General features: G+C 54.7%; 16 protein-coding genes and 1 pseudogene. 7 read left to right on the top strand and 10 right to left on the bottom strand.

Features of this window, described 5'->3' with window-relative positions:
• Nucleotides 1-78 precede the first annotated feature (78 nt).
• Both AC07VG_RS01885 and AC07VG_RS01880 read right to left on the bottom strand, forming a co-directional pair.
• Nucleotides 79-645, bottom strand: coding sequence for an acyl-homoserine-lactone synthase (locus tag AC07VG_RS01885; protein WP_495020356.1), 567 nt, complete (start codon nt 643-645; stop codon nt 79-81).
• Nucleotides 646-780: 135 nt separating this feature from the next.
• The gene (locus tag AC07VG_RS01880) at nt 781-1146 is read right to left on the bottom strand and encodes a DUF4902 domain-containing protein (RefSeq protein WP_495020355.1); all 366 of its coding nucleotides are present in this window, start codon (nt 1144-1146) and stop codon (nt 781-783) included.
• 180 nt (nt 1147-1326) lie between these two features.
• On the opposite strand from AC07VG_RS01880, the gene AC07VG_RS01875 reads away from it, so the two are divergent.
• Nucleotides 1327-2040 (top strand): LuxR family transcriptional regulator, encoded by a 714-nt coding sequence (locus tag AC07VG_RS01875; protein ID WP_495000458.1) that lies wholly within the window; start codon nt 1327-1329, stop codon nt 2038-2040.
• Nucleotides 2041-2126: 86 nt separating this feature from the next.
• Here AC07VG_RS01875 and AC07VG_RS01870 read toward each other — a convergent pair whose 3' ends face one another.
• Nucleotides 2127-2618 (bottom strand): GNAT family N-acetyltransferase, encoded by a 492-nt coding sequence (locus tag AC07VG_RS01870; protein ID WP_495000459.1) that lies wholly within the window; start codon nt 2616-2618, stop codon nt 2127-2129.
• 148 nt (nt 2619-2766) lie between these two features.
• A complete protein-coding gene (locus AC07VG_RS01865; RefSeq protein WP_495000460.1) occupies nt 2767-3285 on the bottom strand; it encodes an AidA/PixA family protein in 519 nt (172 codons plus the stop codon).
• A gap of 405 nt (nt 3286-3690) precedes the next feature.
• Between AC07VG_RS01865 and AC07VG_RS01860 the strand changes: the two genes are divergently transcribed.
• A complete protein-coding gene (locus AC07VG_RS01860; protein WP_495020354.1) occupies nt 3691-4365 on the top strand; it encodes a hypothetical protein in 675 nt (224 codons plus the stop codon).
• Between the two features lie 123 nt (nt 4366-4488).
• Here AC07VG_RS01860 and AC07VG_RS01855 read toward each other — a convergent pair whose 3' ends face one another.
• The gene (locus tag AC07VG_RS01855) at nt 4489-5157 is read right to left on the bottom strand and encodes a dihydrofolate reductase family protein (RefSeq protein ID WP_495020353.1); all 669 of its coding nucleotides are present in this window, start codon (nt 5155-5157) and stop codon (nt 4489-4491) included.
• Nucleotides 5158-5511: 354 nt separating this feature from the next.
• Nucleotides 5512-5730, bottom strand: a complete 219-nt coding sequence (locus AC07VG_RS01850; protein WP_495020352.1) for a hypothetical protein — start codon at nt 5728-5730, stop codon at nt 5512-5514.
• A 53-nt stretch (nt 5731-5783) separates the two neighbouring features.
• On the opposite strand from AC07VG_RS01850, the pseudogene AC07VG_RS01845 reads away from it, so the two are divergent.
• Nucleotides 5784-6032: pseudogene (locus AC07VG_RS01845) on the top strand (integrase core domain-containing protein); the annotation flags it as partial.
• Nucleotides 6033-6204: 172 nt separating this feature from the next.
• Here AC07VG_RS01845 and AC07VG_RS01840 read toward each other — a convergent pair.
• Nucleotides 6205-6732 (bottom strand): aspartate carbamoyltransferase, encoded by a 528-nt coding sequence (locus AC07VG_RS01840; protein WP_495000463.1) that lies wholly within the window; start codon nt 6730-6732, stop codon nt 6205-6207.
• 45 nt (nt 6733-6777) lie between these two features.
• Nucleotides 6778-8538, bottom strand: coding sequence for an arsenical pump-driving ATPase (arsA, locus tag AC07VG_RS01835; protein WP_495000464.1), 1761 nt, complete (start codon nt 8536-8538; stop codon nt 6778-6780).
• A gap of 370 nt (nt 8539-8908) precedes the next feature.
• On the opposite strand from arsA, the gene AC07VG_RS01830 reads away from it, so the two are divergent.
• A complete protein-coding gene (locus tag AC07VG_RS01830; protein ID WP_495000465.1) occupies nt 8909-10345 on the top strand; it encodes a cytochrome C in 1437 nt (478 codons plus the stop codon).
• Nucleotides 10346-10370: 25 nt separating this feature from the next.
• The gene (locus tag AC07VG_RS01825) at nt 10371-11030 is read left to right on the top strand and encodes a c-type cytochrome (protein WP_495000466.1); all 660 of its coding nucleotides are present in this window, start codon (nt 10371-10373) and stop codon (nt 11028-11030) included.
• A 350-nt stretch (nt 11031-11380) separates the two neighbouring features.
• On the opposite strand, the gene AC07VG_RS01820 is transcribed toward AC07VG_RS01825, so the two are convergent.
• Together AC07VG_RS01820 and AC07VG_RS01815 are read right to left on the bottom strand one after the other, a co-directional pair.
• On the bottom strand, nt 11381-12064 hold the full coding sequence (locus tag AC07VG_RS01820; RefSeq protein WP_495020351.1) for a hypothetical protein: 684 nt from the start codon (nt 12062-12064) through the stop codon (nt 11381-11383).
• A 500-nt stretch (nt 12065-12564) separates the two neighbouring features.
• Nucleotides 12565-12912, bottom strand: a complete 348-nt coding sequence (locus AC07VG_RS01815; protein WP_495020350.1) for a DUF6124 family protein — start codon at nt 12910-12912, stop codon at nt 12565-12567.
• A gap of 298 nt (nt 12913-13210) precedes the next feature.
• Between AC07VG_RS01815 and AC07VG_RS01810 the strand changes: the two genes are divergently transcribed.
• The gene (locus AC07VG_RS01810; protein WP_495020349.1) at nt 13211-13675 is read left to right on the top strand and encodes a MarR family winged helix-turn-helix transcriptional regulator; all 465 of its coding nucleotides are present in this window, start codon (nt 13211-13213) and stop codon (nt 13673-13675) included.
• 166 nt (nt 13676-13841) lie between these two features.
• Complete coding sequence (locus AC07VG_RS01805) at nt 13842-14003, top strand: DUF2986 domain-containing protein (RefSeq protein ID WP_495000470.1); 162 nt, start codon at nt 13842-13844, stop codon at nt 14001-14003.
• Nucleotides 14004-14215 lie beyond the last annotated feature (212 nt).

The raw sequence follows: 14215 nt of genomic DNA, 5'->3' as shown, positions 1-14215 counted from the left end.
GGCCAGCTGGGACGTTGCGATATGACCAGGAACGAGTCTGTGGCGTGCGACAAACGAAATACGTACTTTCAGTGAACGCTATGAGTTTGTTTTAATCGGGGGCGTGGTGGGGTGGCAGGTTATATTGAGCGCGCTTTTCGTTTGCTCATCAATTTCAATCCAGAATGCCAGTACTGGTTTGCCATCGATCAATTGCGGTGTCGACACCCGGTGAACGCTGACACCCATGCGTCGCAAGAGGCGTTCGTTGCCCACTGCGGAGAAGGCGATTAAACGTGTGGCCCCGAGTTGGATGGCTGCTGAGACAGTTTCCGCCACCAGGGTGCAAGTGTTTCTCCAGGATTGGAGTGTATTGCTGTTGGGTTCGTTAAGCGCTGTTGCGGAAAAACGAGAGAGCTCCCAGGTATCCGCGGCGTGTGGCAGGGGAATGTCTCCCATTAGTTCGGGGAACACTTCGCTGAGCAGGTAAGGGCGCGTCGTCGGCAGTAGGCGGGCGCACCCGCAAATATCACCCTGTTGATTCTTTGCAACAACGTAAACAGTGTCGGTTCGATCAAACTGGTCCACTTCCTCTCCATTTTTCGAGGGGAGCGGCCAACCTAGTTTTTCGAGGAAGATTTTATGGCGATATGATGCCAGTGCCATCTCTACGCGAGAGCCTAGCTCCGTGGCTGTACCGGTTATGGTCTGTAGCATGCGACTCTCGGACGGTTGAAAGTGAACCCTTAGTTAGTCACAAGAGGTTGATCAGGATAAGCTGCCCTTTTGGGCAGGGTGCGTTCAGCAGGGCTGAGGGACGCCACCTTGCCAGGGTTGGCTGTGGAGCCAGGAAGCGAGCAGTTCTTCAGTCAATTTGGCGCCCAGATCATAGCCGTTGGGGGTGCGCAACATGACGTTGGAGCTGATGCCGCCGGGGGCTAATACGGGAGCGGCGGTATTGGCGTGCCGCAGCCACCCCCAGCCTAGACTGACCCGTGGTATCGTGCGATCCCCGGCCCACTCGCAGTACCCGGCCGATTCGGCGCTGACACCCAGGCCTCGAAGTTCTTCCAGCAATGAGGGGTCAGGCCAGGCAATATCCTGCTTCAGCGACAGGGTGCAGAAATCGCTGAATGTCATGCGAATGTATCCGTCTGGAGTCAGCATAGTCGTTCTCGATTGATATCTATAGGTTGCGAAATGATCGCACTACTCACAAGGATGGGAGCTAAGTGATGAACCATCAAGTTTTTTGGTGCAGTGGAAGGGGGACAATGGAGAATCCTACGCACTGTGTCACGAGTCTGGAATGGCACTTTCGTACCAATATGTAACAGGATGAGAATTTTGGACGAGTTTCGCGAAAGGATTTTTAGCTTGTGTACGGAATCAAAATCGGAACTTATACTGTTTGAAGGATTGAAACAGATAGCCTCTGATTTGGGGTTTGAACATTGCTCCTATGGGATGCGCATACCTATTCCCATAACCGATCCTGGTTTTTATCTCTTGTCGAACTTTCCGAAAGCTTGGGAAGAGAAGTACGTCGGCAATAATTACTTTGCAATCGATCCAACGGTGCGGCACGGTTTGCGAAGTAGCACGCCGCTGATCTGGTCCGCGACCAACCCCATTGGCCAGCCTGAGTTTTGGGAGGAGGCGCAACAGGCGGGGTTATGTAACGGTTGGTGCATGCCGGTACATGGCGGTTTTGGTTCGGTCGGCTTGCTGTCCTTGATGCGCTCTGCCGATCGGTTGAGCGAAAAGGAAATGCTGTCGAATGAAGAAAAAATGATGTGGGTGGCGATGAATGTGCATTCCGCGATGGCCCACTTGATCACCCCCAAGTGGGTGCCCGAAGCCACTCAAGAACTGACCTCGCGTGAGCAGGAAGTGCTGAAGTGGACGGCTATCGGGAAAACCTACAGCGAGATTGGTTGTGTCCTGTCGATTGATGCGCGCACCGTAAAGTTTCATCTGGTCAATACGATGCGTAAGTTGAATGCGGCCAACAAGACCGAGGCAGCGGTTAAGGCTTATATCCTTGGGTTGCTTCATTGAGGGCTTGCTGAAAGGTCCCGGCAACGGGGAGGGTGCCCGTTGCTCAACCTCCTCGTAACGAGGCCCCGTATGGGGCTCTGTGCAGCTTAGAGCTCCATGACCATCTCATGCCAAACCATGCCGCCGTGGTCGGAAGGCGAGGGCTGAACGTAGCGATAGCCCATGCGCTGATACAGCGCCACGTGCTGTTCCTTGCACATCAAGTGGATGGTCTTCTTGTCCAGCGCCTTCATGCGTTGGATGAACTCGCGCATCATCAGCGTGGAATGGCCTTGACCCTGCCGTGCGGGATCGACCACCACCGACATGATCACGACATTCGGTGCCTCGGCGGAGTGCCCCAGCAGTTCCTTGAAGGCCTCATCGGACATCACCACCTGATGAGCACAGCCACTGTTGATGAAGCCGATGACCTCACCGGCATCCTCCAGAATCAGAAACCCCCGGGGGTATTGGGCGATGCGCGTTGAAATCTTTTCCAGGGTTGCGGCCTCGTCGCCTTCATATGCGCAAGACTCGATTTGATAGCAGCGCGAAGCGTCTGACGGCGCGGCATTCCGAAAACTGAGGGTGGACATTGCAGTTCCTGATCGTTGGGTGGGGCTTGATGGAGGCGCCAGGCATTATAAAGCAGCTCCAGCGGCCAGTCCCGGTCGGCGCCATCGTCGAAGGCGAATGGCATACCAGCCGGGACTGTACGCAACATCCCAACGGTTCAGCTAGCGATCAATTGACGGTGATGTAGGGGTCCCAAGTGTAGTTTGGGCCGATCTGGTTCAGGTTACGGTCCAGCAGGACTAATGTGACGGTGTACCAGAGTTTCCCGCCGTTTTCGGCAGTGGCCTGCCAGAAGGTGTAGGTCACATCGGTCTTGGCGATGCCGTGGGGGGCGTTTTTGTCCAGATAGGGCACCGGGATACCCGGGATATTGTAGTGGATAGGGGTCGACATGGAGCCCGGATAGTCACCGCCCTGGTGGGGGTTGCCTTGTTGGACGTTGACGATCAGGGCGACGCGGTCGAAGTTGCGCGACAGGGTGGTGGCACGCCAGCGGATGTTGTCGCCGGGATGGACGTCGATCCACAGCTCGTCGCCGCCGTCGGCGGTGTTGCCGCTGGCATGGCTGTCGACTTTATCGCGGCTGACCAGCATGGCGATTGCGCCGCCTACATTGCCAGGGTTGTTGATCAGGTAATCGGCATCAACGGTGACAAGCACGTCAATGGTTTGGGTCGCTCCAGACATTTTGTTGCTCCTTGAGGTTGGCAGTGATGACCGCGCCCTAAAAGGGCGTCCGGGCCACCCGGTCCCTGGGTGCGGTCATTGGGGAGCGTAGATGACGGCTTTGGGGTGTCAAGCGCATCCTCGAAAGCGGCAGGACGGGCGAGTCCCCTGGTGTATCGGAACCTGTTCTCTGACGCGCTATCGCGGTCAACAAAGCGCCATTTACCAACGATGTAGTCGAAGGCTGTTTGGGTCAGCGAAACTCACTGCCTGGCTCTCTGGTGCTAGCGAAGCCAGAAAAAAACCGCATAGCGAGTCCGTGCGTTTGAAGCTAGAATTTGTCAAGCGGGGTTAATTTTATGAGAGCTTCATAAGTTTTTTATAAATGAAAGTTCATTATGGCCGGCACTTTGAAAGGGGAACCTGATGCGCGAAGGTAACAAGACAAAGAAATGGAATCCGTCTATGACGGAGGTGCATAATCAAGGCCATATTGCTCACAATCCCCATATGCCGAAAAATCTATACGTGCAGTGGCGTAATGCTGAAAACCAGAAACGGATGTTAAAAGAAACAAGAGATGAGCTGCAAGATTTCTGGGTGGGGAATAAGCTATTTAATTCATCTAATTTTGATAAAATGCTTAAGGTCTCCGGCGTCTGCGTGCCTAATACGTATTATCGGAAAATATCCCAGGCTGAATGGAATGCTATTAATGGCGCTCCTAACCCATTTAAGCCAGTATTTGACTACCATAATACAGTTAACTATCGCTACTGGATCTCATCCTCTCTGGGTAAAGTGCGGGAGTTTGGCAATGAAAACTCCACGGATGACGGCGGCATCATCATAAAGCTGGTGTTTTCAGCTGATATAAGACAGCCGGTGGACTTTGTGTTAAAAGCTCACCAAGAGGCGGGTGTTCAAGGTAATCCGCAAGTCATTGCTCTGCATCGCGAGGGCTTTGCACAAATTGGCAATATTGATAAAGACAGTCAGATCACCGAAATCCGTAATCGAGGGTTAGATCATAATCTTGGTTTCACCAGTGCCCAACTTAATTATTTGAAAGCAACGCTTGTTGGATTCAGTAAAATGTAGTGAAAACGGGATAGATTTATATTGTTTCGTGCTCGCTTTCGGCCATGAAGGGGCATTCGCCGGTATTGTCAACCGGACGTTCAGACGTCGGCTCCGCCCAGCAAACGGCTATTCGATCGGTTGTCAGCCGTCATTGTGCCCTTGGCGCCGGAGTACAACATGGGTGGCTTTCTCCGACGCAACGAACTGAACGCATTCGTATCCTAGAGCGCGCACGTCAATCCCCTCGAACAGTCGCTCTCCCTCGCCCAGCAGGACCGGCGAAATAGCGATGTGCAGCTCATCGATGAGGCCCATACGCAGATATTGCTGGATGGTGTCGGGTCCGCCGCCAATTCGCACATCCATTCCGTTGGCTGCATCGCGGGCCCGATCAAGCGCTTCGTGAATACCACCCGTGACGAAGTAGAACGTGGTTCCGCCTTCCATCTGGAGGGGCGGGCGGGGGTGATGAGTCAGGATGAAAGTTGGTACGTGATAGGGTGGGTTGTCCCCCCACCAGCCTTTCCAGTTCATGTCGGGCCAGGAACCGCGAATCGGTCCGAACATGTTTCTTCCGAGAATCCAGGCACCCACATTCTCGAAGCCCCGCGCAGCGAAATCGTCATCGATCCCCGTTGTGCCGCCGTCGGCACCAAATAGGATTCGTTGGAACGTGCGTGTCGGGATTAACCACTGGTGCAAATCTGTCCCGCCCACACCGAGCGGATGATTTATGTCCTGATTCGGACCCGCTCCGTATCCGTCTAGCGAGATAGTAAAACCCTCAACTCGGATGCGTGTCATTTTCATGCCTTCCTTTCGATTGACGCCTGACTATCTATTTCGACAACCATTCAGCTGTATAACTCCGGCTGCTTTTGTATAACAGTCCGCAGGAAAATTCACGGAGAACGGCCCTCGGCCTGGTTTTGCATGAATCTCCCGCCATTTTGCACCCTACTGAATTGGGATGAAAAGCAGCAGGCCGCCGCAATATGTGTCAACACCGGTATCGTGATCAACAAAGCTTGTGGCGCGTAGATAAACGTAGGTAGCGCACGGCGCGATTTGCGGATTTTCGTGCGCGGCTGCCGCACCGCGTCACGAATTTTCCTTGCCGCCGATCGCTGGCGAACGCAGGCATAGCCGGCTGGTGATCCCGTTTTATGTACGTACCAAAGCCTTGTTATGCGAATAGATCCGCCAGCATTGCGCGGCAAATCCCATGATGAAGAGGCCTAACCAAACCGCTAGCGTGGTCAGCACTTCAGGCGCCATCGGATGATCGGCCAGCGGATGCGAGATCGGCAATCGGGTCAGGGTTTCATTGGTGCCGGGCACGAGTGACAGCAGGAAACTGAACGACAGACCGAATGTGCTCAAATACGGGCGGGCTCGCCCCAGATGTCGTAGAGGGCGATGGCGTCCTTGATAAGTTTGTCGGCCAGATCGGCTTGCAGCCGGTGACCACGCCGGTACGCACTCCGCAAAGCAACGGTATGGCGGAGAGTTTCGTGAAGACGATCAAACAAGATTACGTGGCACACATGCAGAAGCCAGATCGAGAAACAGAACTGCGCAATCTGACGATTGCCTTCGAGCATTACAACGAGCCGTATCCGCACAGCGCGCTGGAATATAGGTCGCCGAGAGAATTTAGGCGCTTGGCAGCGGTATCAATTTAACGGGGAGTTGGTGCCCGGTCTGGTAAGGGCAAGTCCAGCAAATAGAAATTGACCCGTCGAAATAGCTTTGTACTGTCCGGTGCGTCAGCGCCCAGCGGTTCAAAAGGCGCTCCAGGAAGAAGGATTGGATTGATGTCGAGCTGCGAGGAGGCGTTGCTGAACACTTAATCGTTCACTTGTTCATCATATCGCCATGATGTGCGTCTCCTTCCATCGCGTCCTTGCCATGGTCGGAAAGCTGGGCGTCAAACCACTTGTGAAGCGCCGCGATCAAGGCGGGATCTGAGGCCTTGAAGACCAATTCGGCGCCACCTTCGATGTCATTGTAGTTAATCGCAATCTGCCCAGGCTTGGCGGCTTTCAGGTCCGCCAGGCCAGGCATGTCTTGGCCATGGACATGCGCTGGACCTGAAAAATCTCCCTTGAGAAATCGCTGCTGAATGTCTTGAAGGTGCTGGCGAATCAACTGCACTTGGGTCGCATCTTCAGGTTTTTTGGCGACGACCTGTTGAATTCCGCCTCCAGCAGTCTTGGTGAAGATATGGGTTGTCGCTGCGAGGCTGAACGGCATTACATCCTTACCGTGACCCGACACCTCTGCTTGTCGTTGCGCGTCGGCGTTCGAAGGATCCAGGGGCTGAGCCTGAAGGCTTGTAGCAAGCGCCGAGAGAGCGATTGAGACGATGACAGTTTTTAGCACGGTCTTTCTCCAGTACAGACAGGGCGTGGAGCCAACGCTGGCGTATCAATCCAGCAGGTGCTTTAGCGCAGCGACGCCAACAGGCGGCTTCGCCGTCCAGGGCACCACAATGACAACATGGCTGGTTTGGTCGGCTACTCGTGTCATCTGTTTTTGCTCGCTATCCAGGCGCGCTCGCAGCAGCGGGTCGGTGGTGTCTGTGGCCAATAGCGACTTATTGACCACCCATGCAAACGGTTCGATGCTGGCCCTGCGCAAGTCATCTTGCAGCGCTGCCGCCTGAGATACTGGCGTGGCTTCGGGCAGCGTCACGAGGAGGATTTTGGTGTAGTCCGCATCTTGCAGGCGCATTAATGGCGTGACGATGTGGTCGGAGGCATGGCTTTTGAATTCCCTAACCATCTGACGGTGATAGGCGCCTGTGGCATCCATCAATAGCAGCGAATGACCCGTGGGAGCGGTGTCCAGCACCACGAACGAGGTTCTGGCCTGAGAAACCACGCGGGAGAAAGCGTGGAAGACGGCGACCTCTTCGGTGCAGGGCGAGCGCAGATCCTCAATAAGCAAGGCTATTTCATCTTCCGTCAGGGTCGAAGCGCGGGAAGCTACGATCTTGTCGACGTATTTTTGGGTTTCGACCTTAGGGTCGATGCGGCCGACGCTGATCCCTTGAACATCGGCGTTGAGGGTCATCGTCAGATGCGCCGCAGGATCCGTCGTACTCAGATGCACGGACTTGCCGTGCTGCGCCAAGCCAAGCGCGATAGCGGCGGCAATGGTTGTTTTGCCAACCCCCCCTTTGCCCATGACCATGATCAACCCGCGTTCGTCATTCGCAAGCTCGGCAACCAGTTCCGAGAGTTTGTGATGTTCGAGGCGTGAGGGCTCGTGGGTTAAAGTGCTTATTGGCCGAGTAAACTCCGGGGCAAGCAGTCCGCGTAGTGCCGGCAAGCCAACGGAATCCACAGCCTTGAGCGGAATGTAGTCGACTGCAAGCTGGCGCAGCGAAGCTGGCATCTCGTCGAGCGCCTGCTGGCCGATGGCTTCGATGGCTGCTGCGATCGGGTCATTCAAGTCGCTGCGTTTGAATACAGCGTTCACCACTAGACGTTGGTTTTCCAGACCCAATTCGCGAAGCTCGTCAGATGATCGCGCGGCCTCAGCGAGCGCGCCCTTGTCCGGTCGAGCCACTAGCACGACGGTGGTCAGGGCTGGATTGTTGAGCGCCGTCAACGCCTGATTGAAAAGCTGCTCCTGCATTTTTAACCCCGAGTGCGGCCCCAGGCATGACGCACCACGATCATTGCCTTCCAGAAATCCGCTCCACGCTTTTGGCAGGCTCAACAGTCTGAGCGTGTGCCCCGTGGGCGCGGTATCGAACACGACATGATCATAGGCCGCACCGCCCTCTGACAGGAGGTGGGAGAACTCATCGAAGGTTGCGATTTCGGTCGTGCATGCCCCCGAGAGTTGCTCGCGCACCAGAGCAATATCTTGATCGCTGGCCTGGGAGCCCATTTGCTCGACTACCCGGGCTCGGTAGTCGATGGCTGCGGTCCCGGGATCGATGTTGAGCACGAACATTCCAGGCACATCCGGCACAGCTACAGGCTGATTGCTCAGCTCGACACCAAGCATCTCATCAAGGTTCGAGGCGGCGTCTGTGCTAACCAGCAGCACTTTCTTGTCTGCATCAGCCAAGGCGATGGATACCGCGGTGGAGACCGACGTTTTGCCAACCCCGCCCTTGCCAGTGAAGAACATATATTGGGTGGGCTGATCGAGCAGTTTGATGGTGGATTGCATGGCACGCTAGCCTCCCTGCGGAGCACAACTGAGGCCCAGAGTTTAGACCGATGTTCAGCACCCTCAACTTTCGAATGTATGTAGTGGTCAACTAATCCCGGACACACCGTTAAGTTTTTCTCAGCCTGAGCGGGTGCCAGCCCATCGTTGAATTGGTGCTGCCGGGATTAGTTGACCACTACAAGAGGATTCTTTGAGTTTCGTCAACAAAGGATGTAATGCCCCAGGAGACAGTGTCTGCATTACACGCCCGCAGGCCGCTGAATATGACCAGACGCAATGGACGTGATGCGCGTTGCAGCGCTTGAACGACGAAACGCTCGACTGAACGTGTAAATGGCCAGCGTCTGGCTAGGCTCCACGGACGGTCATGTCACTTGGCAGCCTCATTCCAGAGGGAATTGAAATGTATCCGAAGGACGGCGAAGCAGGCGGGAAGAAAGCGGTGGCGCGGTCGTTTTTTTTCAGGTCGTTCAGGCTACCGGGAGCCCTGTTGGGGGCGCTAGTGCTCCTGGTGCTCTGTCAGTCGGCCCAGGCCCTGCCTTCCTTTGCACGTCAGACAGGGCAAAGCTGCGTTGCCTGTCATGCGGGTGGGCAATTTCCCGAGCTGACACCTTATGGGCGGCTGTTCAAACTGACGGGTTACACCAATGGCGTACGAACCAACCCTCTGGCAGCGATGATCGTCGGCGACTTCACCTCAACGCGCAACAACAGCGACGGTGCGGGCAGCTCGATTTCACCCAAAGACAAGCAATTCGTACTCGATTTTGGCAGTGTGTTCCTCGCTGGAAAAATCACTGACGTTATCGGCGGCTTTGCCCAATTCACCTACAGCTCGTATGACCACCAGGATGCTTCGGGTAATTGGGTCAGTCACCTGGGCTCGGACAACTTTGACCTGCGTTATGCGGACCGCCGGGTGGATACCTCGAGTGATGTCATCTGGGGGGTCACATTGAATAACAACCCCACGGTTCAGGATGTCTGGAACAGCACGCCTGCCTGGGGCTATCCCTATGTCAGTTCAACCTTGGGCGCCTTCGGCGGGGTCCCGACCGCTACCCTGATTGAGGGGGGATTGGCTCAACAGGTCGCGGGTATCGGTGCGTATGTTTATTTGAACAAGTCGTTGTATCTGGAGTTGACCTCCTACCAGACAGCCAAAGACACGTGGCAGTTTCTGAGTCTGGGCAACAAGAAGGGTGACACCTACCATCCGCTGACGTACATGGATGGCTCAAGCCCTTATGCCAGGCTGGCCTATACCTACGAGTGGGGGGCCCAAAACGTGATGGTGGGAGCCTTTGCGATGAACGCCAAAATTCTGCCCATGGATGGTTCCAACAATCCGATCCACGGCCAGGGCAGCACCGAGTACCGGGACGTCGGCTTCGATGGCCAGTATCAGTACCTCCTGGAACCTCATGCTTTCACGGCACAGATACGCTATATCAAGGAAGAAATCAGGGATGGCACCCAGACCCTCTTTGACGGACCTGCAACCCTGCGATCATTCAAATTGAAGGGCAGTTATGTGTACCGTTCCAAATATGGTGCAAGTCTGGCGTATACCAATGTCAATGGCAGCTCGGATGCCACGGCGTACCCGGACAGCGCCAACTTTTCACCCGATACACGAATGTGGACGCCAGAGGTGTTCTGGTTACCGATGCAGAACCTGAGGGTCGGGCTCCAATACAACTATTTCACCCGCTATTTGGGCGCAACGAACAACTATGACGGCAATGGCCGTGATGCCAGTGAAAACGACACCACGTATCTTTATATGTGGTACGCGTTTTGATCAGTTGAACGCAGGGGTGTAGACCATGGACGCAGTGGGCATGAAGGGTACTTTCAAACGATCGCGTTTTTTTCTTGCCCTCTGCGTGGTTGCGCTCACGGGCTGCACTGGTACGAACGAGCAGGCATCGGAAAAAAACTCGCCCATGCCCGGTATCGCCATGGTCGACAAGGTTTGTTCCATGTGCCACGGGCTGACGGGGGAGTCCATCTCGCCGATGTTTCCCAAGTTGGCCGGCCAGCAAAAAGAGTACCTGAAGTTACAGCTGGCGGACTTCAAGGGCCATGCACGCAGCGATGTAACCGGGACTCAATACATGTGGGGGTTTACCCATTTGACAGAGACCCAGATCAGCGAACTGGCCGACTACTTTTCCAGTCAGAGCCCCATGAAGGCTGACGACGATAAGCCTGATGCGCGCGGTGAATTGATCTTTCGCAAGGGCTTGCCTGAGTTGGGCATCGCTCAGTGTAGTTCCTGCCACGGTGCCGACGGCCAGGGCAATGGTCAGTTTCCGCGTCTGGCGGGTCAACATGCCTACTACATGATTCGCCAGATCAAGGTTTTTCAACAGACTGACCAGCGCCCGCGTGGTGCCCTGATGAAGCAGGTCACTCATTCACTGTCTGATGCCGATGCCGAAGCTGTCGCTCATTACATTGCGACGCTCGGGGCAAAAAAATGAGGGCCGATACGAGTCAATCAAAAAAGCGTCGGGATGAAGACGGTAAGCGTCAAGCATTAGCACTCGATACTACTTGAGTCAACCGGTTTGGGGCTGTCGTTTTATCGCCCGGTAGAAATTGACTAAACGTAGATGAAGCATCGGTCTCAAACTACCGAATGCCTCATCAGCGAAGCACACGCTAGTCCTAGCGCTGGGCGACGCCTGTAGCGAGAGCTGAGCCCGCTGCCAAGCAAGTGTGCCTGCGCACGAAATGCTCCGATGATTGCAACGGACTGAGTTTAACGGTTGGTGTGCCATCTTATAGTCTTAAACAGAGCGGGTTCATGGTGTGGCTGTCTGTTGGAGAGCTACCAAACTTTCCACCACGGTTTTTTTACTTTCATTTCTGGTGCACTAGTACACTGGACTGATTCTTCATTCAGCTGCAAATACCAGATATTCGGCTTTAGGTCTGACTCCCATGGGCAAACGCCGAAATTTTCAGTGAGCGCTTCGTACACCAAACGACTGGTCAAGTAGTACTCCGGCACAGTCACCTTGCGATCATCAAGGTAATAGACCTTCTGCCACTCTTCTTCCGGGCAATCGTCTTCATCCAAATAGAATTCAGCCGTTTCCCACTTTTGCTCGAATGGCTTTGTTACGCCGAACAGCCGCACGTCAGATCCGCTGTCCTGAAGTCGTGATCGAGTCAGAACACCGTCTTCGATGAGTGCATAACCATAACTGTCGCCGGAGTCGTACTGACAGAAGGCAATCATCAACGCCGGCTTATCGAGTATTTCGTGCAAGCCGCAAAGGTCATGTTCAGGGTTTTCGAGAATGGGCCAAACCAGCGCGTGATTGCTGATGATCCAGACGTCGCCAAACTGCTGTACGAGAACATGGTGGTCATGACGGCTGTCAAAGGAGCGGTCAATGGGGGCTGATAATCTGTTTACAGACTTCCCAAAAAGGCTCGCAACGGCCAGTTCCGGGGTGAAGCTCTCTTCGCCTGAGCGAAAAACGATTCCTGCTTGCACTACGCCCACGTTAATTTCCTTCTGCACAGGATCAACTTGCGGGAACGGTCAGCTAGAGATAAACGAAACCTGAATCCCAGAATGTTATCGGCATAATCGAGAAAAACTACATCATAGCGCGCATCAAATAAAGCGCCGATTTCAGAATGGGCGCCGAGTCTGGATACACTGCACCGGACCGCAGACATTCAACATTACAACCACTCGTGCATCTTTAGGCCTGAGGCTCTTCATTATTGCGTCGGAGTCCGTTAACTGGGCGGATCCGACGTCTGAACGTCCACGCAACGGTATGGGCAACTGACCGCTCCTGGCCGATTGCAGTCATTGGGACGAAATCAGTTGTTCCTGGGAAGCGGTCTGCGCGGGCAGCTGAGAAGCTAGCGAGCGACAATGCGTGCATTGCTTACAGGATTAGCACTGATATTCAACGTTTCCGAGCAACCGAAGATGTGAATCGCGATCAACAAAACGGGAAGCCAGGCTTCCCGTTTATCCGCAGAACGCTGTCAGCCGCTGACGCCGACTGTCTGCCCATCCAACACCGAGTCCATCCTGAGTTGTGCCAGCTCAATCAGGTGCACCACACCCATTGCCACCTTGCGGTTCGAACCGGTTTGGTTGTCGGCGTGTTCATAGGCTGTGGCCGCAGCGGATTGCAGAATCGAGTAGACGCTGACCAAGGTGTCTTCCTGATTTCTAGGATCAGGTAGATCACCATGCAACACAGTGTTTTGGACTGGTTTCGAACCTGCATCCGGACCAAGGTTGTAATGAGACAAGACCCGGTCGGCGAGACGAGGATCGATGGTTTCAATGTTGGATGTTGCCGGTGGATTGGGGGTGATCTTGAACATAGAGTGGTTACTCCCGATCTGTTGAGGGAGCCGCCAACATCGCTGCTAAACGAGAGGGTGGCAGCCGTACGCAGGTTAGCAGACCGGTGATCAGGAAACCCGGGGCACCGAAGTGCCCTGCGCACGACCACCATAACAGTGCCTCATACAGCCAGGAAACCAGCATATCAGCCGCTACTGTCTGAGCGCTGTTCGAAGCCGTTACCGATTGGAAGGATTGGTAAGCCATGCGTGGCTTGGCGTTTTGCACCATTGCCTGCGCAATGGACATTGATCTCGCAGTACCGAGGTGTCACCCATGAAGTCGAAGCCGCTGCCCACCCGCCATGGCGGACCGTCGGATAGTCCGGGATTTTTGCTCTGGCGCATCTCCAATACCTGGCAGCGTGAGCAGCGCGCTGCTTTGCAACCGCTGGGTCTGACGCACACTCAGTTTGTCATGCTGGCAGTCGCAACCTGGTTCGGTTCGCAAGAGCCACTGACCCAGATGCGCCTGTCCCAGCTGACGGGCAGCGACCCGATGACAACCTCCCAAGTCGTCAGAATGCTTCTTGCCAATGGGCTATTTGTGAGGGATGCCCATCCTACCGACACACGGGCCAAGATTATTTCAGTCTCCGAAGCCGGTCGTGAGATGGCCCATAAGGCGATCGTGATTGTGGAGGCTGTAGATCGAAAATTTTTTGCACCTTTGGGCGAACAGCAATCCAGCCTCGTGCTTCTTTTCCAGAACATGCTCGATAAGGAATCAGTGCCAGGATAGAGACGGCTTCGGAAAGCGGCAGTCCAGAAGCGGGCGCTGCTGGTCCCGGCAGCTCAACAACCTAGCCACTGCCCCCGATTCACGCTTACCATACCCTCTCTTACTACCTGGGCTTTATGCGCAAACCATTGTCATCGTTCAAGAATTTACAAACCGAGTAGAAAATATGAACCGTCGTAAGAAAATAAAGCAGCTGTTACAGGCGCACGCAAAAAAGGCCAGTGCCAAACTGGCACCGGCAAGCAAGTCTAAATACATTAGTAAAGCTGACCGATTGAAGCTGGCGGCTGAAGCCAGTCCAGACTCAATCGTTTCCCCTGAGAGCTGATCCATTCCCGCGCTCCTTGGCGATACCTCGCAGGTACGCCGCCATCGCCGCAAACCGCTGCCGAGTCTCGCGCTCGAACACCCGATTAACCAGCGGATCCAGAACCCACCCCAACCACCTCGGTCGTAGCCGAACGCTAAACGTATATCCTTGGCATAAGCTCTCAGCGGCTAGGGTATAGGGCTGCACCGCACCGTTCAATGAAGGCAGAG

It is taken from the genome of Pseudomonas sp. GW821-FHT03C07 (genome assembly GCF_059420925.1).
The sequence above is the reverse complement of the archived record's forward strand: the minus strand, read 5'-3'. Positions and strand labels throughout refer to the sequence as shown.

Coding starts and splice junctions, on each gene's coding strand:
- arsA (WP_495000464.1), bottom strand. CDS start 8,538: ATGCAATCCACCATCAAACTGCTCGATCAGCCCACCCAATATATGTTC.
- AC07VG_RS01810 (WP_495020349.1), top strand. CDS start 13,211: ATGAAGTCGAAGCCGCTGCCCACCCGCCATGGCGGACCGTCGGATAGT.
- AC07VG_RS01860 (WP_495020354.1), top strand. CDS start 3,691: ATGCGCGAAGGTAACAAGACAAAGAAATGGAATCCGTCTATGACGGAG.
- AC07VG_RS01825 (WP_495000466.1), top strand. CDS start 10,371: ATGGACGCAGTGGGCATGAAGGGTACTTTCAAACGATCGCGTTTTTTT.
- AC07VG_RS01855 (WP_495020353.1), bottom strand. CDS start 5,157: ATGAAAATGACACGCATCCGAGTTGAGGGTTTTACTATCTCGCTAGAC.
- AC07VG_RS01805 (WP_495000470.1), top strand. CDS start 13,842: ATGAACCGTCGTAAGAAAATAAAGCAGCTGTTACAGGCGCACGCAAAA.
- AC07VG_RS01885 (WP_495020356.1), bottom strand. CDS start 645: ATGGCACTGGCATCATATCGCCATAAAATCTTCCTCGAAAAACTAGGT.
- AC07VG_RS01865 (WP_495000460.1), bottom strand. CDS start 3,285: ATGTCTGGAGCGACCCAAACCATTGACGTGCTTGTCACCGTTGATGCC.
- AC07VG_RS01880 (WP_495020355.1), bottom strand. CDS start 1,146: ATGCTGACTCCAGACGGATACATTCGCATGACATTCAGCGATTTCTGC.
- AC07VG_RS01870 (WP_495000459.1), bottom strand. CDS start 2,618: ATGTCCACCCTCAGTTTTCGGAATGCCGCGCCGTCAGACGCTTCGCGC.
- AC07VG_RS01830 (WP_495000465.1), top strand. CDS start 8,909: ATGTCACTTGGCAGCCTCATTCCAGAGGGAATTGAAATGTATCCGAAG.
- AC07VG_RS01815 (WP_495020350.1), bottom strand. CDS start 12,912: ATGTTCAAGATCACCCCCAATCCACCGGCAACATCCAACATTGAAACC.